The organism is Mesorhizobium erdmanii (genome assembly GCF_013170725.1).
Classification (GTDB): domain Bacteria; phylum Pseudomonadota; class Alphaproteobacteria; order Rhizobiales; family Rhizobiaceae; genus Mesorhizobium; species Mesorhizobium erdmanii.
This window is the reverse complement of record NZ_CP033361.1, coordinates 2,871,952-2,891,785: the sequence shown is the minus strand read 5'-3', so window position 1 is coordinate 2,891,785 and position 19,834 is coordinate 2,871,952. Positions and strand designations below refer to the sequence as shown.

Annotated in this window: 19 protein-coding genes; 8 read left to right on the top strand and 11 right to left on the bottom strand. The window is 63.3% G+C overall.

The features are described from left to right. The first annotated feature begins 28 nt into the window (after positions 1–28). Both EB233_RS14030 and EB233_RS14025 read left to right on the top strand, forming a co-directional pair. On the top strand, positions 29–214 hold the full coding sequence (locus tag EB233_RS14030; protein WP_064989372.1) for a hypothetical protein: 186 nt from the start codon (positions 29–31) through the stop codon (positions 212–214). Positions 215–264: 50 nt separating this feature from the next. Further along, the gene (locus tag EB233_RS14025) at positions 265–1,623 is read left to right on the top strand and encodes a glycosyl hydrolase (RefSeq protein WP_244277663.1); all 1,359 of its coding nucleotides are present in this window, start codon (positions 265–267) and stop codon (positions 1,621–1,623) included. 61 nt (positions 1,624–1,684) lie between these two features. On the opposite strand, the gene EB233_RS14020 is transcribed toward EB233_RS14025, so the two are convergent. From EB233_RS14020 to EB233_RS13995, 6 genes are all read right to left on the bottom strand, one after another. Further along, positions 1,685–1,933, bottom strand: a complete 249-nt coding sequence (locus tag EB233_RS14020; RefSeq protein ID WP_064989374.1) for a hypothetical protein — start codon at positions 1,931–1,933, stop codon at positions 1,685–1,687. A 283-nt stretch (positions 1,934–2,216) separates the two neighbouring features. Beyond that, on the bottom strand, positions 2,217–2,738 hold the full coding sequence (locus EB233_RS14015; protein ID WP_064989375.1) for a DoxX family protein: 522 nt from the start codon (positions 2,736–2,738) through the stop codon (positions 2,217–2,219). A 244-nt stretch (positions 2,739–2,982) separates the two neighbouring features. Continuing rightward, positions 2,983–3,462 (bottom strand): tetratricopeptide repeat protein, encoded by a 480-nt coding sequence (locus tag EB233_RS14010; RefSeq protein WP_032916993.1) that lies wholly within the window; start codon positions 3,460–3,462, stop codon positions 2,983–2,985. Between the two features lie 208 nt (positions 3,463–3,670). Then, on the bottom strand, positions 3,671–4,642 hold the full coding sequence (locus EB233_RS14005) for an MBL fold metallo-hydrolase (RefSeq protein WP_064989376.1): 972 nt from the start codon (positions 4,640–4,642) through the stop codon (positions 3,671–3,673). A gap of 116 nt (positions 4,643–4,758) precedes the next feature. Beyond that, positions 4,759–4,980 (bottom strand): DUF680 domain-containing protein, encoded by a 222-nt coding sequence (locus EB233_RS14000; protein ID WP_064989377.1) that lies wholly within the window; start codon positions 4,978–4,980, stop codon positions 4,759–4,761. 40 nt (positions 4,981–5,020) lie between these two features. Then, positions 5,021–5,269 carry a DUF680 domain-containing protein gene (locus EB233_RS13995; protein WP_064989378.1) on the bottom strand — a complete coding sequence of 83 codons (249 nt, stop codon included), beginning with the start codon at positions 5,267–5,269 and terminating at the stop codon, positions 5,021–5,023. Positions 5,270–5,607: 338 nt separating this feature from the next. Between EB233_RS13995 and EB233_RS13990 the strand changes: the two genes are divergently transcribed. Genes EB233_RS13990 through EB233_RS13980 form a run of 3 tightly spaced genes read left to right on the top strand, consistent with a single transcriptional unit; the run spans position 5,608 to position 10,918 of the window. After that, positions 5,608–9,750, top strand: a complete 4,143-nt coding sequence (locus EB233_RS13990; protein WP_064989379.1) for a Pls/PosA family non-ribosomal peptide synthetase — start codon at positions 5,608–5,610, stop codon at positions 9,748–9,750. Positions 9,751–9,779: 29 nt separating this feature from the next. Next, complete coding sequence (locus EB233_RS13985) at positions 9,780–10,262, top strand: GNAT family N-acetyltransferase (protein WP_064989380.1); 483 nt, start codon at positions 9,780–9,782, stop codon at positions 10,260–10,262. Next, complete coding sequence (locus EB233_RS13980; RefSeq protein WP_343064838.1) at positions 10,262–10,918, top strand: 4'-phosphopantetheinyl transferase family protein; 657 nt, start codon at positions 10,262–10,264, stop codon at positions 10,916–10,918. The genes EB233_RS13985 and EB233_RS13980 overlap by 1 nt, the downstream gene beginning before the upstream one ends. 10 nt (positions 10,919–10,928) lie before the next feature. Here EB233_RS13980 and EB233_RS13975 read toward each other — a convergent pair whose 3' ends face one another. Together EB233_RS13975 and EB233_RS13970 are read right to left on the bottom strand one after the other, a co-directional pair. Beyond that, positions 10,929–12,026, bottom strand: coding sequence for a KamA family radical SAM protein (locus EB233_RS13975; RefSeq protein ID WP_064989382.1), 1,098 nt, complete (start codon positions 12,024–12,026; stop codon positions 10,929–10,931). 199 nt (positions 12,027–12,225) lie between these two features. Next, positions 12,226–13,266 carry an SDR family oxidoreductase gene (locus tag EB233_RS13970; RefSeq protein ID WP_064989407.1) on the bottom strand — a complete coding sequence of 347 codons (1,041 nt, stop codon included), beginning with the start codon at positions 13,264–13,266 and terminating at the stop codon, positions 12,226–12,228. 96 nt (positions 13,267–13,362) lie between these two features. On the opposite strand from EB233_RS13970, the gene EB233_RS13965 reads away from it, so the two are divergent. After that, positions 13,363–14,358 carry an AraC family transcriptional regulator gene (locus EB233_RS13965; RefSeq protein ID WP_064989383.1) on the top strand — a complete coding sequence of 332 codons (996 nt, stop codon included), beginning with the start codon at positions 13,363–13,365 and terminating at the stop codon, positions 14,356–14,358. Positions 14,359–14,760: 402 nt separating this feature from the next. Then, positions 14,761–16,419 (top strand): acyl-CoA synthetase, encoded by a 1,659-nt coding sequence (locus EB233_RS13960; protein WP_064989384.1) that lies wholly within the window; start codon positions 14,761–14,763, stop codon positions 16,417–16,419. A 45-nt stretch (positions 16,420–16,464) separates the two neighbouring features. On the opposite strand, the gene EB233_RS13955 is transcribed toward EB233_RS13960, so the two are convergent. After that, positions 16,465–16,698, bottom strand: a complete 234-nt coding sequence (locus EB233_RS13955) for a hypothetical protein (protein WP_027052336.1) — start codon at positions 16,696–16,698, stop codon at positions 16,465–16,467. Positions 16,699–16,897: 199 nt separating this feature from the next. On the opposite strand from EB233_RS13955, the gene EB233_RS13950 reads away from it, so the two are divergent. Next, positions 16,898–17,128: a hypothetical protein gene (locus tag EB233_RS13950; protein ID WP_244277664.1), complete on the top strand. Its 231-nt coding sequence runs from the start codon at positions 16,898–16,900 to the stop codon at positions 17,126–17,128. A gap of 429 nt (positions 17,129–17,557) precedes the next feature. On the opposite strand, the gene EB233_RS13945 is transcribed toward EB233_RS13950, so the two are convergent. Both EB233_RS13945 and EB233_RS13940 read right to left on the bottom strand, forming a co-directional pair. Further along, on the bottom strand, positions 17,558–18,640 hold the full coding sequence (locus EB233_RS13945) for a phosphatase PAP2 family protein (protein ID WP_171892232.1): 1,083 nt from the start codon (positions 18,638–18,640) through the stop codon (positions 17,558–17,560). Positions 18,641–18,672: 32 nt separating this feature from the next. Further along, positions 18,673–19,626 (bottom strand): phosphatase PAP2 family protein, encoded by a 954-nt coding sequence (locus EB233_RS13940; protein WP_244277665.1) that lies wholly within the window; start codon positions 19,624–19,626, stop codon positions 18,673–18,675. Between the last annotated feature and the right edge of the window lie 208 nt (positions 19,627–19,834).

Sequence of the window (19,834 nt, the reverse complement as noted above, 5' to 3'; positions counted from 1 at the left end):
AGAAAACAGTCCACGCCGACACACATTGATGAATCATCTCATCATCGATCCGGCCCAGCGCGTTGTTCTGAAACGCCTTTACAAAGCCGCGCTTCAGCGCTTGCCCACGGGCGCGGCCACCGCCGTGCTCGGCCGGATCAGCTGCGACCTCGGCGCCAAGAACCGTCGAGGAGATCGCCCGTTCGGGCGCGTCGCGATCATGCAGGCGGGCTAACCAAAGGTGGGCGATGCGACATGGAAAGACGTGGGTTAGAGTCCCAGGCGATGATCACCACTTCCAAAATGCTTCACTTCCTCGTCGGCGCGTGGTTGGCGCTGGCACCCATATCGCCTCGCCATGCGCTTGCAGCACCCCAAAACGCCGTTGCGACGAACGACTTTCTCAACAGCATCGGCGTCGTTTCCACATTCCCCGATCGAGGCCAGCCATTGGCCAAGACGATCGAGATGGTCCGCTATTGCGGCTTTCGATGGATAAGGGCGGGAATAGAAGGGCTGAGCGACGACGGCCCCACAACCATCCAGACCTTTCTGGATCTGCATCGCGAAACCGGAGTGCTGCTGAACTGGGGATTGGTCAGCGGTGGGACCGACGTGATGAAACTGGTCGAAACGGGCAAGGTGCTTGCTGAAGCCGGCGCGCTGCTCGCATTCGAGGGCAACAACGAGCCGAACAACTGGGGCGTCACCTATCAGGGCGAGAAAGGCGGCGGCAGGGAGCCTTCGTGGATGCCCGTCGCCAAGCTTCAGCGCGATCTTTACCAGGCTGTCAAAAGTGATCCTGTGCTTGCGAAGTATCCTGTCTGGTCGATCTCGGAACCCGGCGCGCAGCGAGACAATGTCGGTCTTCAGTTCCTGACGATCCCGCCCGGCGCTCAAACCCGGATGCCGGACGGCACGAAATATGCCGACTACGCCAATGTGCACAACTACATCTATCACTCGCATTCGCCGTATCCGGCGGACAACAAAACGTGGCGCGCCGCCGATCCAACCGCCGCATCCGGGGTGGACGGGTTGTTCGGCAACTTCGGCGTCACCTGGGCGAGAGGGTTTTTGGGCTACACCCAGGAGCAACTCGATACGCTGCCGCGGGTCACGACCGAGACCGGGGTGGCAATCGGAGGCACGGTCACGGAGCAAATGCACGGCTTGAACTTGATGAGCATGTACCTTGCTCAGTTCACGCGCGGCTACGCCTACACATCGGTCTATCTGTTGCGGGACCGTACCGACGAAGGCGGCAACCAATCTTTCGGCTTCTACAAGGCTGATTATTCACCCCGCATGGCCGCCTTCTACCTGCACAACCTTACGACGATCTTGGCGGATAAAGGCGCCCTCGCCAAACCCGGCCAGCTCGACTTCACCATCGCGGACCAACCCGAAACCGTTCACGACCTGCTCCTGCAGCACAGCGACGGCACGTTCCAACTTGTCGTGTGGAACGAACGTTTGACCGGTCAAGACCGCTTGACGATCCATTTCGGCGAAAAGCAGACGTCGGTAAAAACCTACGATCCAACAATTGGCGTCGACCCCATCCAAACACTGAGCAATTTGCGTTCGCTGGAAATTACGCTCAGCGACCATCCGATCGTCATCGCGCTTTCGCCCGGCTGAAACGAGCCAGGCGGCGGCAAGCCCGCCGCCTGGCTGTCGGTCGTGCTGGCCGGCTTTGGGGTCAGTGGCCCCAGATGCCCTGGCCATAGCCCGATGCGGGCATGCCGGAGGTCGCATTGGACCCGGCTGCGCTGTCGGTGATGCTCTTGGTGACACCCTGGTCGAGCGCGCCGCCCGACATCATCGCATGGGTGGTGGTCGGGAAGCTGCCGGCGTCAGGCACGAAGTCCGCGCCGAAGTGGTCGCTGCCGGCAAAAGCCATGCCGGCGGCGAACAGGAACGCGGCAGTGGTCAGAATGATCTTCTTCATTTCAAGTCTCCATCTTTCAAAGTCGACATCGACCTCGACGCGTCGCCCGCATCGCTTTCGTGAGGCTGTCTGTTCATAGTCTCGGGCGAAACTGGCCAACCACGACCCTCACTGGATCGTTGCGGTGGCAAGTTTCAGCGCACGACCGTCGCGGGTCGTTGTTGCGCTGTTGGCGGCTTCGATAAGGGGCTGGTGTTTGTGCGAGCGTGGTAGGCGGCGTGGTAAGAACCGCCGCAAGAGTGGAATTTTGCGTGGAATGCGGCGCGAAGCGCCCGCGCACCGCTCAAACCGGCAGCCTTACATCCAGCGTGACCTCGTTCTCCACCGCCAGCAGTGCCGCTAGCATTTCCTTGTCACGCTGGCGCTTTTGCAGGTAGCGGGCCAGCAGCCAGTCCAGCGAAAGACGGCCGGCACCGACGGCGGCCAGCACGAACATGCCGCCTGATATGGCCAGGTCCTTCTCGAAATGCAGCAACTCGTTCTGGTTGGCGAAATTGATGTGGAACAGCAAGGCCGTGGCCAGGCAGAACAGCCCGAGCCCGATGCCGCCCAGCCGCGTCAGCAGGCCCGAAGCCACGGAGAGCCCTGCCCCCAGCTGCAGCGCGATGGTGGCGACGAACAGCGGCAGGCCGACGCCTTGCGCGGCCATCGCCTTGGCGGCGCCGTCGAAATGCGTGGCCAGTGTCACGCCCTCATGCAGGAAGATGAAGGACATAAGCAGGCGGCCGGCAAGCAGGGTCACGTCCCTGATGTGGTATTTCGTGGCGAGGCCAGTGAGCTTCGCGGCGATGTCGTTCGGTGTCATGGTCAGCCTCCAGATTTTGGGCACAGGCCTATTTTGGTAACAGGCAGGCGCCGCCCGCCGTGGGACGCGCGAAAACGGCGCCTGCCGGATGTGATGTTCGAAAAGGCCGGAGCCGGCTCGAGGGAGAGTGCCGGCTCCGGCAACAGGCGCCAGCCACGAGCGCCCGAATGTGATGTGCGGAGAGGTTGGCGCGGCCCTTCGCGGGCAGGCCACCGGCCCCGCCCTGACTGCGTCACCCCTGCCCTTACTGCGTCACTTTGGTGTCGATGGCTTTCTGCAAATCGGAAAGCTCCTCGCAGCCGGCGGGACATAGTTTCTGCAGCGAGGCCAGCTGTTCCTTGGCCTTGCCCATGTCGCCTGTCTCCACATAGAGCTCGCCCAGATATTCGCGGGCCGCCTTGTGGTCGGGCTTCAGCTCCAGCGCCTTGTTGTAGTAGGTCAGCGCGGTGGTGAAATCGCCGGTCTTGCGCAGCGTGAAGCCGAGCAGGTTGTAGACGTCGGCCTGCTGGTTGTCCTGCGCCAGGTCGCGCAGATCGGCCAGCGCGCCCTTGTAGTCCTTGGCGGCGATCTTGGCCTGGACGGCGGTGAGGTCGGGCGCATCGGCGCCCTCGATATCGTCCACCGCATAGGCCGGCATGATCGTCGCGACCGGAACCACGGTCAGCACGGCAATGGCGCCGAGCAGGCCGTAGAGGGCATGCTTGCCCAGATAGGAGTGTTTCATTCTCTTTCTCGCTTGGTTTGAGTGCTAGCGTCGAGAGACCGTTTCGAAATTCGCTCTGGCGAGTCATATGACGGTGGTTTCGAGAACCGGAGCGGAGCGGAGCGGACGTTCGGGTCCGTGAGCTCAGTTCTACTGCGTAGACGCAGTAGAACGGGCAAGCGCAGAAAACGCCTTCAGATGGCCGCCAGAGTAGAGTTTCCAAACGGTCTCAAATCTGAACGGGGGTGAAGCCATAGGCATTGCCGTCCTTGACGAAGACGCCGGTGCCCGGGAACGGGAAGTGCGAGCCGGAAATGCGGATGTTGTCCGCGATCACCCGGTCGATGATCTTGTGGCGCGTGGTGATGGCGGTGGGCCCATCCTGGTCGTAGCTGCCCTGCCACTCCGGATGCGGCGCCAGAAGTGCGGGCACATACATGGTGTCGGCCGAGATCATCAGCTGCTCCTTGCCGGAATTGGCGAGGTACACCGAATGTCCGGGCGTATGGCCCGGTGCGGCGATGATCTGGATGCCGGGCGCCACTTCCGTGCCGTCCTGAACCAGCTTCCAGTTCTTCCATTTCGGAAAATTCTCGGCGATGCGCTTGCCCGCCGGCTTTCGGCCCTCGGGCAGCTTGGCCAACCGGCTCGGGTCGGTCCACCAATTGTATTCGGTGGCGTTGACGATCAGCTCGGCATTGGGGAACACCGGCGTGTTGGTGCCCTTTTCCATCAGGCCCCAGACATGGTCGGGGTGGAAATGCGAGATCATGATGGTGTCGATCGCCTTGTAGTCGATGCCGGCGGCGGCCATGTTGGCCGGCAGGTGTGTGGCATTGGCCTGCCACTGGCCGACGCCGGAGCCCGCATCCATCATGATCAGCTTGCCGCCCATCTTGAGCACGACGACGGTGAGCGGGATGGGCATGAAGTCGGTGGTCAGGCCGGCCTTGGCGAGTGCCGCCTTGGTGTCGTCGACCGAAACATCCTTGATGAAGGCCGGGTCGTGCGGCTTCTTCCAGATGCCGTCATAGATGGCGGTCACCTCGATATCGCCGACCGTGTATTTGTAGAAGCCGACGGCCGGCTCCACCGGCGTTTCAGCGAAAGCGGGGCGGGTGAACTCGAGCTTGCCGGCAAGGCCGAAAGCAGCGGCGGCGGCGGCCGATTGAAGCACTGTGCGGCGTGTCATGCTGAACATGGTGATCTCCTGTGGGTTGCGTGGCGGCGGAGGTAACGGAGGGCCACGCCACATGGCCCTCCGTCCCGATGCGGTCGGGGTCGGGTTCTCGGGGATGGTCCGGACCCCTCGCGAACTCAGCGACCCCAGATGCCCTGGCCGGGTTCGTCCGCATCAGATTTCATCGTCGCCTGCATGCCGTTGCGGACCATGTCCGGCCGGCGGATCGAGGCGGTGTAGGTGTTGTCGATGGTCGCGGCCGCCGGGTTGACGGTGCGGTCGCCAAAATGGTCGCTGCCGGCAAAGGCGCTGGTGGTGGCCACGAGACTGGCGGCGGCGGCAAGAGCGATGTTTTTCATGTCGATGGTTCCTGTTTGTAGAGAGATTGCTTGAGGGCGCTTAGCGGCCCCAGAGGCTGTCGCGATTGTGCTGGTCGATGATGTCCTGAACCGAACCCTGGCTTGGCCCGGTCGTCACCCGCGCGTCGGCGCCGTTCTGCTGCGCGGTATAGGGGATCGAAGCGGTGGCATTGGTGTCGACGGAAGCGACAGGCTGGTTGGCATTGTCGGCGCCGAAATGGTCGCTGCCGGCAAAGGCAGCACTCGAGGCGAGCAGCATCGCAGCCACGCCGAGGGCGAGCTTGGTCATCTTGATAAATCCTTGTTTCGTTTCTTCGGTCGCGGGCCGCTGAATGGCCCCGCTACAGGGAAGACCCGGCGGGGCGGTGCTTTATTCCCGGGGATGCCGAGATTTTTTTGGAAGGTGGAAACTGGCTACGACGGCCGTGCGGATAGAGCGCTCAGACACACTTCAGAAACAAAATTCAACAGTTCGGAAAAACTGACGAAAAGATCGGATGGCATAAGCATGCCTCAACGGCCGGGAATCGGCCGCCGCAATTGCAGCGGCGGCGCAGCCAGAAATGTCTACCGACACGGCGGCATCAACAGCCGGGCGATGCTGGGTCAGGACGAAAGAGTTTGGAAATGGATCACGGTGTCGATATCGCCGCACTCGACAGGGGCACGGCAAGGCTGGATGGAGAGTCCGAAACCGGGCTGGCCGAAAATGGCCTGGCGGCCGTCGATGCGCTCATCAGGGGCGCTCAGCGGCCCCTGGCTGCTCACGACCAGATCCTGACCGGCGCCGACTTCGCCCGGGCAGGTCAGCCGGGCGAGCGGCTCGATGCGGTCTTCGAACAGCTCGCCGAGACATTCGCCACGCTGCCGGCGGTGATCTCCGAAGGACGCACCTGGACCTATCAGGAGCTCGACAGCCGGGCCAACCAGTTCGCCCGCCTGCTGGTCAAGCGCGGCGTGCGTCCGGGCCACCGGGTCGGGCTTATCCTCGACCGGTCGGCGGAAACCTATGTCGCCTTGCTCGCCGTCGTGAAGGCGGGTGCCGCCTTCGTGCCGCTGGCCACCGCCTTTCCGCAAGAGCGCATGGCGCTCATCATCGAAGACGCCAGCGTAAGCCTGATCGTCACCATCGCCGCCTATGCGTCGCGGGCCGACCAGTTGCCGGTACCGCATGTGCTGATCGACAGCGCCGCCGCCGAGATCTCCAAACAGTCCACCGCGCCGCTGAAGCCGACCAATGGGCCGACCGCCACGGCGATCGAAGACATCTGCTACATCCTCTATACCTCCGGCACCACCGGCAGGCCGAAGGGCGTCGCCATCAAGCACCAGAGCTTCGTCAACTTCATCCGCGTCGCCGCCGCATCCTATGGCTACAAGCCTGGCGACCGCGTCTACCAGGGCATGACCATCGCCTTCGACTTTTCCTCCGAGGAGATCTGGGTGCCGTTCGTCGCCGGCGCCACCGTGGTGCCGGCCCCCGGCCAGTTGCCGCTCGTCGGCGAGGAACTGGCGGATTTCCTGCGCCATCATGACATCACCTGCATCGCCTGCAGCCCGACGCTTCTCTCGTCGATGACTTCGGATGTGCCCAGCCTGCGCACGCTGCTGGTCGGCGGCGAGGCCTGCCCGCACAATCTGGTGGTGCGCTGGTCGAAGCCGGGCCGGCAAATCCTCAACACCTATGGCCCGACAGAGGCGACCGTCACGGCAACGATGGGCGCGCTGACGCCGGACAAGCCCGTCACCATTGGCGCGCCGCTGCCCACCTATTCCATCGTCATTCTCGACCCTTCGCTGCCGGAACTTGCCGAGCCTGGCGAACTGGGCGAAATCGGCATCGCCGGCATCGGCCTCGCCGTCGGCTATCTCAACAGGCAAGACCTGACCGAACAGAAGTTCATCCCCGATTTCCTCGGCCTGCCGAACAACCCGTCGAAGCGCATCTATCGCACGGGTGATCTTGGCCGGATCAACGCCGATGGCGAGATCGAATATGCCGGGCGCATCGACACCCAGGTGAAGATCCGCGGCTATCGCATCGAGCTCGGCGAGATCGAGGCGGTGTTGCTGGACCAGCCCGCTATCGCGCAGGCCGCCGTCACCACCTGGGAGATCGAGCCGGGCCGCGTCGAACTCGTCGCCTATTACGCGCCCAAGGCCGGAGCGCCGGCGCTCTCGCGCGCCGACCTAGCCCAGACGATGAAGCGGCGCTTGCCGGATTACATGGTGCCCTCCTACCTGGAGGAACTGCCAGCGATCCCGATGACGGTGTCGAACAAGGTCGATCTGCGCCAACTGCCGAAGCCGACCAGCGTGCGGCTCTCCGGCAATGGGGAGATGATTGCCGCCCGCAATGACGACGAGCGTTTCCTCGCCGACGCGCTGGCCGCGGTGCTGAAATTCGACGCGGTGTCGGTCGAGGACAATTTCTTCGACGATCTCGGCGCCAACTCGCTGCTGATGGCGCATTTCTGCGCCCGCGTGCGCACCCGCAAGGAATGGGCGACGACGTCCATGCGCGACATCTATCTCTATCCGACGGTCGCGCGCCTGGCCAAGCATCTGAGCGTGGCCGAAGAGATGACGACGGCCACCAACGAACCTGTCCTCACCCGCCAGGCCTCGAACCTTGCCTATTGGACCTGCGGAGCGGGCCAGCTTTCGTTCTACCTCGCCTACAGCTACGCCGCGGTGTGGGTGATCGACAATGGCCTCGACTGGGTCTACGACACGCTCGACGAGCCGCTGCAGCTCTATGTCAGGTGCGTGGCGCTGTCCGCCGGCGTGTTCTTCGGCATGTCCGGCTTTGCCGTTGCCATGAAATGGCTGCTTGTCGGCCGCTGGAAGGCCGAGGCGTTTCCCATCTGGGGGTGGCGCTACTATCGCTTCTGGGTGGTCAAGACACTGATCCGCACGGCGCCCGTCGTGCTGTTCCGCGGCAGCCCGCTCTATAGCTTCTATCTCAGGCTTCTCGGCACCAAGCTCGGCCACAACGCCGTCATCGAATCGAAATCCGTGCCCGTCTGCACGGACCTGATATCGATCGGCGCCAACACGATCCTTCGCAAGGAATCGATGATCCTCGGCTATCGCGCCCAGGCCGGCTATATCCACACCGGGCCGCTCAGCATCGGTCGTGATGCCTTTGTCGGCGTCGGCTCGACGCTCGACATCGACACCTCGATCGGCGACGGCGGCCAGCTCGGCCATTCGTCCTCGCTGCAGAGCGGGCAGAGCATTCCCGACGGCGAGCACTGGCATGGATCGCCGGCCGTGCCGACCACGGCCGACTATTGCAAGGTGCGCACCGCGAACCCTTACGAGATCCGGCGCTTCCTGTATGAAGCCGTTCAGCTGGTGCTGCTGTTCGCCGTCATCACCCCGCTGCCGCTCCTGTTCCACAGCTATTGGGAATATGTCGGCGACGACTATCAGGAGACGATCGGTCTCGTCGCGATCGGCACCACGGTCACGCTGTTCGGCTATATCGCCGTGGCCTTTTTCGCCGCCACGGTGGTGCCGCGCCTGTTCAGCCTGATCCTGAAGCCCGGGCGCACCTACACGCTCTACGGCTTCCGCTATTGGCTGCAGACCGTCTCCGAATTCTCCAGCAATTCGCGCGTGCTGGGGCTGCTGTTCGGCGACAGCTCGGCCATCGTCCATTACATGCGCGCCATCGGCTGGAACCTCAACAAGGTGGTGCAGACCGGTTCCAACTTCGGCTCCAACCAGCAGCACGAAAACCCGCTTCTGTGCGAGATCGGCACCGAGACCATGGTGTCGGACGGGCTGTTCATGATCAATGTGCACAAGTCCGCCTCGGCGTTCCGGCTGGAGCCGACCCGCATCGGCGAGCGCAACTATCTCGGCAACAACATCTACTATCCGCCGGATGGGCGCACGGGCGACAATGTCCTGCTCGGCACCAAGGTGATGATCCCCATCGATGGACCGGTGCGCGAGAATGTCGGCCTTCTCGGGTCGCCTGCCTTTGAAATCCCGCGCATGGTCAACCGCGACAAGGAACTCATCGCCGGTGTCGACGAGGCCGACCGGCGCCAGCGCATCCCGTTCAAGAACCGCCACAATCTGGTGACGATCCTTCTGTTCATGGCAACGCAATGGGTCATGCTGTTCGTCACGCTGGCGATCTGGGACCGCGCGCTGAATTATTATACCGAATGGGCGGAGGTCGCTCTCTTCGTCGCCGTGATCCTGACGTCGGCTATCACCATTCCGTTCTACATCCTCGTCGAACGCGCAAGCCTTGGTTTTGGCAAGCTGAAGCCGCGAATGACGACGATCTACGACGTCGACTTCTGGCGCCACGAACGCCATTGGAAGCTGGCCGATTCGCCGATCGTGGGCCTTTTCGGCGGCACGCCGTTCCGGCCGATGATCCTGCGCATGCTGGGCGTCAAGGTCGGCAGCAGAGTCTATGACGGTGGCGCCAACCTGACCGAACGCTCCCTGGTGGAGATCGGCGATGACGTCACGCTCAACGAGGGCTGCGTCCTCCAGGCCCATTCGCTGGAAGAAGGTGCGTTCAAGTCGGACTTCATCCGCATCGGTGACGGTTGCACGCTCGGACCTTCGGCCTTCGTCCATTACGGCGTCGTCATGGGCAAGGGATCGATGGTCGATGCGGACTCCTTCGTGATGAAGGGCGAAGTGCTGGAGCCCAACTCGATCTGGCGCGGCAACCCGGCCAAGCTGCATCGGTTCGTCGAGCCGATCATGGATGACGGCTCCAGGTCGTCGTCCTGACATCGGGTTCCGATAGCATCGGAGGTCACGTGACAGAGCGATCCGGAAGCACGGTCGATATCCGGATCGCCCGGGTGACCCCTGCCAACAGCGCCTTGGTCACCGCGCTGCGGCTGGCCCCGGAGCAGATGGATTTCGTCGCCAGCAACGCGGCCTCGCTGCGCGAAGCCAAATCCGACAGGGACGCGCGGCCGCGCGCAATCATGGCCGGCGATAGCGTCGTCGGCTTCCTGATGTACGAAGCGCCACGCGATGACGACGAGGCGCGCATCTATCGCTTCATGATCGACCGCGCCTGGCAGGGCAGAGGCTACGGCAAGGCCGCGTTGCGCCAGGTGCTGCACGAAATCGGCGCGCTCGGCCACATCAGCCACGTTTCCATCTGCTACGAGCCGGGAAACGACGCCGCGCGCCGGCTCTATCGAGCCGCCGGTTTCGTCGAGGAAGGGCTCGACGAGGATGGCGAAATGATCGCCGACCTCGTCCTGCCGGCGGCCGCTGGCAACCGATGATGCCTCCCACCGATCCGTCCATACCCAACCTGCCCGAGGAAGTCTCTCTGGCGAAGGCACTGGCCGCTATCGCGCCTGGTGGAGTATACGCCGGATGCCGCCTCATACGCGAAGGCGACGAGGCCCATCTGCTGCCGCAGGAAGCGCGGTCCATCCCGGCGCGCCAGCCGGCCCTGCGGCGCGCCAGCGGTGCGGCCCGCTGGATCGCGCACCGGCTGCTGGCCGATATCGGCATCGGCGGCGTCGCCATTCCGCGCGCGCCATCCGGAGCGCCGGTCTGGCCGGAAGGGATAATTGGCTCGCTCGCTCATGACGACGACATGGCCGTGGCGGCGATAGCGCGAATTGCCGATATCGGCGCGCTCGGCATCGACGTCGAGCCGGCGCTGCCCCTGCCCGATGACATTTTCGCGCTCGTCGCAAACGGCCCGGACCGGATGGAGACGGCCGACCAGCCTCTTGCCGGCCGCATCCTCTTTGCCGCCAAGGAAGCGGTCTACAAGGCCGTCTATCCGCTCGATCGCCAAATCCTGGGCTATGAGGATATCGCCGTCGACCTCGACAACGGCCGCGCGACGACCAGCACGGGTCGCAAGGTCAGCCTGGCCTACTGCATTGCCCCGCGCGTGGTGGCGCTGGCGTTTGTTCGGCAATAGCGCAGCTATCCTATTCGCCGACGATCTCCCGATAGTCCCTCACCAGCCCATCCAGTCCGCGTATACGCCAATTCTCCCCGTCCCGTGCCTCGGCATGACAAGGCCCGAGCGGCACCTTGCCGCCGCCTTCCGGCAGATCCAGCACATAGACGGGATTGCAGATACCCGACAGGCGCGCTCGCAATGCCTCGACCAGCGCCTGGCCCTGCGCAATCGTCGTGCGGCGGTGCGCCATGCCGCGCGCCAGGTCGCCATGGTGCAGGTAATAGGGTTTCACCCCCAGCCGGTACATCAGTTCGCGGCAGAGCTCTTCCAGCACATCGACGCTGTCGTTGATGCCTTTCAGGAGAACGCTCTGGTTGAGCAGCACGAAGCCCGCCTGACGCATGGTGCGGCAGGCCGCCTCGGCAGCGTCGGTGATCTCGCGCGCGTGGTTGAAATGGGTGACGATCGTGACCATCAGCCGGCCCTGCAAGGCCTCGACCAGCCCTGACGTTATGCGCGACGGCAGCGCCACCGGCACGCGGGTGTGGATGCGTAGGAGCCGCACATGGGCAATGGCCTCGATACGCGCCCGGATTTCGGCCAGCGTCTTGTCGGGCAGCGACAGCGGGTCGCCGCCGGTCAGGATCACCTCGCGGATTTCGGCATGGTCTGATATATAGGCCAGCGCTGGCTCCAGCGCCTCGCGCGTATAGCCGCGCCCGATCGAGGTCAGCGATTCCTTGCGGAAGCAGAACCGGCAATAGACCGCGCATTGATAGGTCGGGAACAGCAGCACCCGATCGGCATGGCGATGCGTCAATCGCGGCACCGGGCTGAACTCATGGTCGGCGATCGGATCGCCAAGCTCGCCCTCCGTCTCCACCAGTTCGTCCGGCGACGGGATCACCTGCGCGCGGATCGGATCGGCGGGGTCGTTCCAGTCGATCAGGTCGAGATAGGCTTTTGGCGCGCGCACCTTGTGAAGGGTGGCGGCTGCTTGAGCGGCGGCGCGCTCGGCGGGCGACAGCGGCAGGCGGTCGAGGTCACGGACATGGCGCACCCCCTGGCGGACATCGTCCTGCCAGTCGGGGGCGGCTTCGGCATTTTTAAGCGTCGCGGTCATCCAAGGCTCCTTGCACTCGGGCCGCTGGATACAGCATTGGGGCGAAGGGCTGAAGGCCATAAATTGCGAGATGGCCGGACGCTTGGTTTCCTCGCCCCACGGAGTGGGGGAGAGGAACCACATCTCAGTCACTCGAGAAAACCTGAACGCAGGCCAGCTAAGAAAGCCCGGCGAGACAAGACCGTCGCAAGGCTTCGCCCTATGCTTTCGACCCGCCCACCAAGCCCAGCCGCAGCAGGCTCTCGGCCGTCGCGACGATCGCTTCCTCGGCCGGGCGCGGTGTCCAGCCGAGCAGTCGCGTCGCCTTTTCGCTGGTGGCGTCCATCATCACGCCGAGGTGCCTGGCCAGCATCCTGGTCGTCGGATCGCCGCGCAGCGCCAGGAGGCGGATGACCCAATTGGGGATTTCGCGCTTCGGCACCTTGCGTGCCGCCGCGCCCATGCGCTGGCGCAGCACGTCGGCGACTTCGGCCATCCAAAGGCTATGGCCCGAAATGCCGATGAAGCGCTCGCCTTTTGCGACAGGGCTGGTCATTGCCAGCAAATGGAGATCGGCCAGGTCGCGGACGTCGACATAGCCCGAGTTGACCTTCGGGCAGCCGGGCATGCCGTCCATCAACCGCTTGATCAGCCCTATCGAATGCGAGAAGTCGGCGGCCAGCACCGGGCCGAGCACCGCCACCGGATTGACCACGGACAGTTCGAGGCCGCGCCCTTCCCGGGCGATGAAATCCCAGGCGGCGCGTTCCGAAAGTGTCTTCGATTTCTGGTAGGGCGCGATGGCGCCGCCGAGGTCGGTCCAGTCCGTCTCGTTGAAGGGCCTGGTCTGCGGCTTGTGGCCCATGGCGACCGCGCCGATGGCCGAGGTCAGCACCACGCGCTTGACGCCGGCATCGCGCGCGACTTTCAGCACCCGCAGCACGCCGTCGACGGCCGGCCTCACCCAGTCTTCCTCGCGCGTCTGGCTACCGGAGGGCGTCGGCGAGGCGCCATGCATCACATAGGTGCAACCGGCGACAGCCTCCGCCCAGCCGGCGTCGGCGGTCAGGTCCGCGGCGACGAAGGACAGGCGGTCCCCGGGTTCGATGCCGCCTTCCCTCAGCATCGCGCGCACGTCGTCTTCGCGCTTCAACGACCGCACCGTCGTGCGCACGCGGTGGCCGGCGTCGAGCAGCTTAAGGATGCAGTGCGATGCGATGAAGCCGGAGCCGCCGGTCACCAGCACCAATTCGTTATTCATGTCGGTCTCCCCTGGCCCGCCGCTCGCGGCGGCTCGGCCGTTGGCCAATAGTTATGTTCGTTCGCCCTCAGCTATGCGCGCTCATTCGGATTGTGAATGCTTGAAAGTCCAGATAAATTGCGCGAACGTACGAGAATGACCGGCGACCCCTTCTCCGACATCCTCAAATTCACCAGCGCGCAAACCATGGTGACGGGTGGCTTCACCGCCGGCGGGCCGTGGGCGCTGCGCTTTCCAGCGCCGGAAAAGATCAAGTTCTTCGCCGTGGTGAAGGGCGAATGCTGGATCCGCCTCGAAGGCGAGGACGAGCCGGTGCATGCGCTGACCGGCGACGTGCTGCTTCTGGCGTCGCGGCGCTCCTTCATCCTCGCCAGCGACCTGTCGGTGCCGCCGCTCGACGCCATGGCGGTGTTCTCCGGCTGCAAGATCGCGCAGCTCGGCGACGGCAAGGATTTCGCCCATATTGGCGGCCATGTCCTGCTCGACCAGGCAAGCGGGCGGCTGCTGGCGGATGTCCTGCCGCCATGGATCCACATCCAGGCTTCGTCGCCGCAAGCGACGATCCTGCGCTGGATCCTCGATCAGCTGGTGCACGAGCAGGCGGAGGGCCAGCCCGGTGCCAACCTGGCCTCCGCGCAACTTGCGCAATTGCTGTTCATCCAGGTGTTACGCGCGCATCTGCGGACATCGAGCCTGATGCCTGCCGGCTGGCTGCGCGCGCTTGCCGACCCGCGCCTGGCGCCGGCGCTGCGGCTGATGCATGGCGACCCCGGCCGCGACTGGCATCTGGAAGACCTCGCCAGGGCAGCCGCCATGTCGCGCACCAGTTTCGCCTTCCATTTCAAGCGGACCGCCGGCGTCGCGCCACTGACCTATTTGACTGAATGGCGCATGCATCTGGCCGAGCGCGCGCTTCGCGAGGAGGACACGCCGGTCGCCGTGCTTGCCCGCTCGCTCGGCTACGCCTCCGAAAGCGCCTTCAGCAACGCCTTCAAGCGCGCCACCGGCAGCGCGCCCAAGCGCTATCGGACGGCAGGGAAAGCCGAGCGGGTGCGGGATACGGAAGCGCAACCGCTAAGCCTGGTGTCTTGAAAGTCGGGCGAGGCCGAGACAGGTGGACAGCTCGGGGCTGTCCACCTGGCCCCCGCCGGATGCATGTCGCCCCAAAGGGGGCATCCATTTTCAGGGAACGGACATGCAAGGGCCCCGCGGACAGAGTGGACGTTACGGCAGGCGACGACCAGTCGTCATATGACAACTGTCGCGCCGAGCCGGGTCAGTTCCTACCTATTCCTTGGCGCGATAGGCTTTCCGGTATCACGAACACTTCGTCGGCGCGGCCATACCCGCCTGCGCGTCTTCCTCGATTGGGCGGCGCGCATCTTCCCGCAGGCGAACTTGTAGAGCGGCAGCGTTGCCCATCAACGCGATCTGATGCCATTGTCGCATGACGGCGTCTCATAGGGAGATGGGGCGCCGCCAGGGAGGATTTTCATGACCAGGACAGACGCCGGCTTGCCGCGCTACGAGGACGCCGTTGCGACCTTTCGCATCGAGGATGAGATCGCCAGGCTCGACGGCGACCCGGCGACCGGCATCAACGCCTATGCCGAATGCTGCGGCCGCCACACGGGCCAGAACCGGCTGGCGCTGCGCGCGATCTCCATCGGCGGCGAACTCAGGCAATTCAGCTTCGACGACCTCGCCGACATGTCGGGCCGCGTCGCAAACCTGCTCAGGGGTCTCGGTGTCGGCCCCGGCGATGTCGTCGCCGGCATACTGCCGCGCATCCCGGAACTGGTGGCGTTCGTCCTCGGCGCCTGGCGCATCGGCGCCGTCTACCAGCCGCTGTTCACCGCCTTCGGTCCGAAGGCGATCGAACACCGCCTGGGCTATAGCGGCGCCAGGCTGGTTGTGACCAACCCGGCCAATCGTGGCAAGCTCGACGAGGTCGCGAACTGCCCGCGCGTGGCAACCATTCTCGGCCCCGGCGACACCCTGCCCCAAGGCGACGTCGATTTCCACGCCGCGCTGGCCGCCGCTTCGCCCGACTGCGAACCCGTCATGCGTAAGGGCGACGACCTGTTCATGATGATGTCTACTTCGGGAACGACGGGCCTGCCCAAGGGCGTGCCGGTACCGCTGAGAGCCTTGCTCGCTTTCGGCGCCTATATGCGCGACGCGATCGGCCTGCGCCCCGACGACGTCTTCTGGAACATCGCCGATCCCGGCTGGGCCTACGGCCTCTACTACGCCATCACGGGCCCGCTGCTGCTCGGCATCGCCACCACCTTCAACGAAGGCGCCTTCACCGCCAAAAGCACCTATGAAATCATCGAGCGACTCGGCGTCACCAGCCTGGCCGGCTCACCGACCGCCTTCCGCCTGCTGCTTGCCGAAGGACCCGAGGCCGCCGCCCCTGTCAAAGGCCGGCTGCGCGTTGTGAGCAGCGCCGGCGAGCCGCTCAACCCGGAAGTGATCCGCTGGTTCGACGCCCACCTCGATGCGCCCATCCACGACCACTACGGCCAGACCGAGAACGGCATGATGGTCAACAACCATCACGGCCTTGGCCATTCGGTACGCACCGGCTCGGCCGGTTTCGCCATGCCGGGCTATCGCATGGTGGTGCTGGACGACGAGGGCCGGGAACTCGGTCCCAACCAGCCCGGCATCCTCGCCGTCGACATCGCCAACTCGCCGCTGCGCTGGTTCGACGGCTACCACCAGGCCGAAACGCCGGCCATCGTGGGCGGCTATTACCGCACCGGCGACACGGTGGAATACGAACCGGACGGCTCGGTCTCCTTCATCGGCCGCGCCGACGACGTCATCACCTCGTCCGGCTACCGCATCGGCCCCTTCGACGTCGAAAGCGCGCTGATCGAGCACCCCGCCGTCAACGAGGCGGCTGTGGTCGGCGTGCCCGATCCGCAGCGCACCGAGATCGTCAAGGCCTTCGTCATCCTGGCTTCGGCCTACCAGGGCAGCCCCGAGCTTGCCGAGGAACTGGCGCAGCACGTCCGCAAGCGGCTCTCTGCCCACGCCTATCCGCGCGAGATCGATTTCGTCTCGGAGCTGCCGAAGACGCCGAGCGGCAAGATCCAGCGGTTCCTGCTGCGCAAGGCCGAGGTGGAGAAGCGGAAGGGGTGAAGCGACAAGGGTGAGAGCCGCGTTCGAGCCCGCCCGCGCGCGGTCCTACTTCTCGGAGAACGTGACGCTCACGCCGCGCTGCCGAAAATAGGCCTGCATCAACTTGCGGCCGGCGCGGTTGCCCTGCGCCAGCCTGGCCGGATCGAACACCGCCTGCTTTATGCCCTCTCGTGTCAGCGCGGCCTTCAGCGTCGCGATATGCGCGTCGAGGTCGGCATTGTCCGCCCCGAGCGAGGCATAGATAGTTTCGATCGCCTCGGCCACGGTCACTTCGCTCACTGGTCTCGTCCTTTGCTTGGTCGGGCGGCGGCTTTAGCACAGATTCGCGGCGCCGCGATACCGATGAGACTTTTCGTGGACCCACGCGGGTACGATGGCGAACCAGCCCTGCCCGACGAGCGGGCGGCTCTGGATCGCTCGGGCACTGGAACTTGACTGCTTTGGCGCGTTGGCCTCTTGCATCGCGGCGATAATCGACGTGGGCGTCTTCACCACCGAAAAAGCCGACATCCGTGTCGAAACCGTCGGCCGCTGGACCAAGGGCATGACGGTCTGCAATTTCGAGAAAATGGGCGGCATGCACCATTTCGGCGGCACGGCGAGCGAGCAGACCGACTTCCGCTACACCGTGGCGATGAAGCTCGACCATGCGAAGTTCTGCGACCTGATCGTGGATTCGCTGGAGCGGCTGGTGAGGCGGAAGGGGTGAGCAGAGCTTCGTCCGTAGGCGATCGATTTCGTGGCGGGATTGCAAAAAACGCCGAGCGGCAAGATTCGGCGCGCAGCTGGTGCCCATCCGACCCCCAAAGTGACCGCTATGGGGCCGTGAGCGGTTGATCTGCTTGTGGAGTGGTATTGTCGAGAAACGGTCGTTGCTTTGATGAACTTGCAGAAGCCGGTAGAAGCGTCGCTCCTCTCGGAAAGCCCGTGCTATCTGGTCGGCTGTTAAGGCCTCGTGCGAAAGCAAGTGTCCAAGCGGATGATGTCGGAGAAGTGCTTCACCGTCCTGTGGACGCCGGCTGAGCAGTTCGGAGACTTTCCCGCGCCGATATCCGCAGAGGCAAAAGACGGATGATCTCGACGGTAGAATAAAGCCCTCTCGGTCACTGTTTGCCATTACTTTCGTGTGCGATATTACTCAAGAGATTGCCGCTATTTGCCCCTGGCCAAGCTTTCCGCAAGCCAGCCAGATGGCCAGCGCCGCCACGACACCGACAATGCCATCCAAGGCATAGTGCCATCCAAGATGGATCGAGCCGAGAAAGATCAACACAGCATAGACCAGCATGACATGGCCGAGCCTGCGGTTGATGGAGTACGCGACCGCCGCAAACAAGGCCGCCTGCGCGTTGTGCATGCTAGGCATGGCCGAGATACCGCCGGGCAGGTCGACATTGCCAATATAGACCTGCCAAAGGAAATCCTTGGTCAAGGATGATGACAACGGATACGCGGTTGCGACCTCATCAAGATAACGCATGAGATCGGCATATGGCGAGGGCGTGCCCAGCACGATTTCGGAAAAATAGCAGGGTCCCGCAGAAGAGAACATGGCTGCCATCACCAGTCCGATCAGGAGCCAAGAAATCACCGTCGACCGCCAGTATCGGATACGTATCGGCTCAGGCACGCGCGGACTGGCGAACAACCCTCCCCAGAACAGGAAGACCATTGGTACCCATGACGAATACGCAATGTCGAATAATTGGGTGATCCACGGTAGACCGACAACCGGCTGGATGATTTGCCAAGGTTGGTATCCACCCAAGAGATTCGCGTCCCATCGGGCGAAGGTTTCGTCCCATTGGAAGGGAGCCACAACCGGGATCATTGTCTTGTTATAGAGGAAGGCCGCCATGAAGAGCACCAATATGGCGCAAGCGTACAGATACCGCGCAAGCATGCTCGATGTTGCCAAGCTTTTCAGGCGAGCAACCGCAGCGCTGACTGGTGATGCATCACGCCCCTGAACGAGCGCACTTGAACAGGCCCAGATCACAAGGGCCGAACTCAACAGCAGAAAGGCTCGCACCACCCGACCGGCATATTCAAAGACATAGGGCAGGATCGAGTCCCCCCTGATTGTTGCGACCAGAAAGGTCAGGAAGACGAATGCAAAGATGATCCCATAAAGTGTCGCGTTACGGCGCCTCGCATAAGCGAGCCAGGGGCGAACCCGCTTTGCTTGCGAAAGATCTTGTGTGACTTCAGAAGAAGCCATGGACGAATACCGAGTGTTCGAGAGGTTTCGCGCTAGTATTGTAACGCTGGCGGGAGATATTCGCGCACCAGGCGCCCGGTTCCCCACCAGATCACCGAGACCACTATCATCGAGACATAGCCGTCCACCGCGTAGTGCCATCCGGTGTAGACCGACCCGTACATGATCAAGGCTGCGAAGATCCAACCGAGAACACCAAGCCAGCGGTTGAGCGAGGAAAGGAAATAAGCGTTCAGCGTGGCAAGAGCGACGTGCAGGCTGGGCATGGCAGAGATGCCGCCTCCAAGCCCTGCATTTCCTGTCGTGTGCAGGGTCAAAAGATAATCAGCGTATTCTCGGACGATGACGCTTGAGTCCAGAGTAGACATCGCGAGCCTGAAATCCCCGAAGCGATCGCCGCCGACGAAGTGATCGTAGTAAATCGGACCGGCGGATGACAGGAGTAGCGCGAGCAGGCTGCCGACGATCGAGATGGTCAACGCCACCGCCCAGAGATAGCGTATCCGCCCCATCCGATCCGACCACATACCCGCGAAAAGGATTGTGCCAAACCACTGCGCATACCAAAGCACATCGTAGCTTTTGAAGATAAAGAACGCCCATGGATCGTAGTCGAGACGATGCGCCAGTTCCCATGGCGCCACTCCATGTATCCACTCATCCAGATCCGCAAGCCACGGGTCGGCATAGAACGGCACGATCCTCGGGATCACGCTCTTGTGGGTGGAGAACGCGGTCATTCCGGCGAGGAAGAAGAGAAGCACCGGCAAGCAACTCCGCCAACGCGTCCGAAGCAGTTCAACAGCGTACCGCGTCGGGGCCTGCCGGCCGAAAATGAGAGCTGCGGCGCCAACCCCGCCTACCAACAATATCGGAACGGCGATGATGAATTTTTCGGCGTAAATCTGGCTTAGGGCCACGAAAGATTGCGGATCAAGGAAGAAGGCGGAGAGCACATATATACCTACGCAGAATGCCAGTATCACTGACCATTTCGTGGATGGGCTGTACTGTGAGACTTCGGTAATTAATATCATTGTAATTTAGCTGTCCGTAATATTGCGCGACTTCCAAAGTACCTAATCGATACGGAGTCAATATTACTTATATGTTACTTTGACGGATCAAAGTGCGCAGTGTCGAGGCTGGCCGCGTAGGGTCGGCGACGAAACAGGCAGACGCACCGCCCATGAT

Bases quoted from the DNA above. Each gene is read 5' to 3' on its own strand.
- EB233_RS13975 (WP_064989382.1), bottom strand. From the start codon at position 12,026: ATGACCGCGACGCTTAAAAATGCCGAAGCCGCCCCCGACTGGCAGGAC.
- EB233_RS14000 (WP_064989377.1), bottom strand. From the start codon at position 4,980: ATGAAAAACATCGCTCTTGCCGCCGCCGCCAGTCTCGTGGCCACCACC.
- EB233_RS14030 (WP_064989372.1), top strand. From the start codon at position 29: ATGAATCATCTCATCATCGATCCGGCCCAGCGCGTTGTTCTGAAACGC.
- EB233_RS14025 (WP_244277663.1), top strand. From the start codon at position 265: ATGATCACCACTTCCAAAATGCTTCACTTCCTCGTCGGCGCGTGGTTG.
- EB233_RS13980 (WP_343064838.1), top strand. From the start codon at position 10,262: ATGCCTCCCACCGATCCGTCCATACCCAACCTGCCCGAGGAAGTCTCT.
- EB233_RS14010 (WP_032916993.1), bottom strand. From the start codon at position 3,462: ATGAAACACTCCTATCTGGGCAAGCATGCCCTCTACGGCCTGCTCGGC.
- EB233_RS14005 (WP_064989376.1), bottom strand. From the start codon at position 4,642: ATGTTCAGCATGACACGCCGCACAGTGCTTCAATCGGCCGCCGCCGCC.
- EB233_RS13945 (WP_171892232.1), bottom strand. From the start codon at position 18,640: ATGGCTTCTTCTGAAGTCACACAAGATCTTTCGCAAGCAAAGCGGGTT.
- EB233_RS14020 (WP_064989374.1), bottom strand. From the start codon at position 1,933: ATGAAGAAGATCATTCTGACCACTGCCGCGTTCCTGTTCGCCGCCGGC.
- EB233_RS13965 (WP_064989383.1), top strand. From the start codon at position 13,363: ATGCTTGAAAGTCCAGATAAATTGCGCGAACGTACGAGAATGACCGGC.
- EB233_RS14015 (WP_064989375.1), bottom strand. From the start codon at position 2,738: ATGACACCGAACGACATCGCCGCGAAGCTCACTGGCCTCGCCACGAAA.
- EB233_RS13995 (WP_064989378.1), bottom strand. From the start codon at position 5,269: ATGACCAAGCTCGCCCTCGGCGTGGCTGCGATGCTGCTCGCCTCGAGT.
- EB233_RS13970 (WP_064989407.1), bottom strand. From the start codon at position 13,266: ATGAATAACGAATTGGTGCTGGTGACCGGCGGCTCCGGCTTCATCGCA.
- EB233_RS13990 (WP_064989379.1), top strand. From the start codon at position 5,608: ATGGATCACGGTGTCGATATCGCCGCACTCGACAGGGGCACGGCAAGG.
- EB233_RS13960 (WP_064989384.1), top strand. From the start codon at position 14,761: ATGACCAGGACAGACGCCGGCTTGCCGCGCTACGAGGACGCCGTTGCG.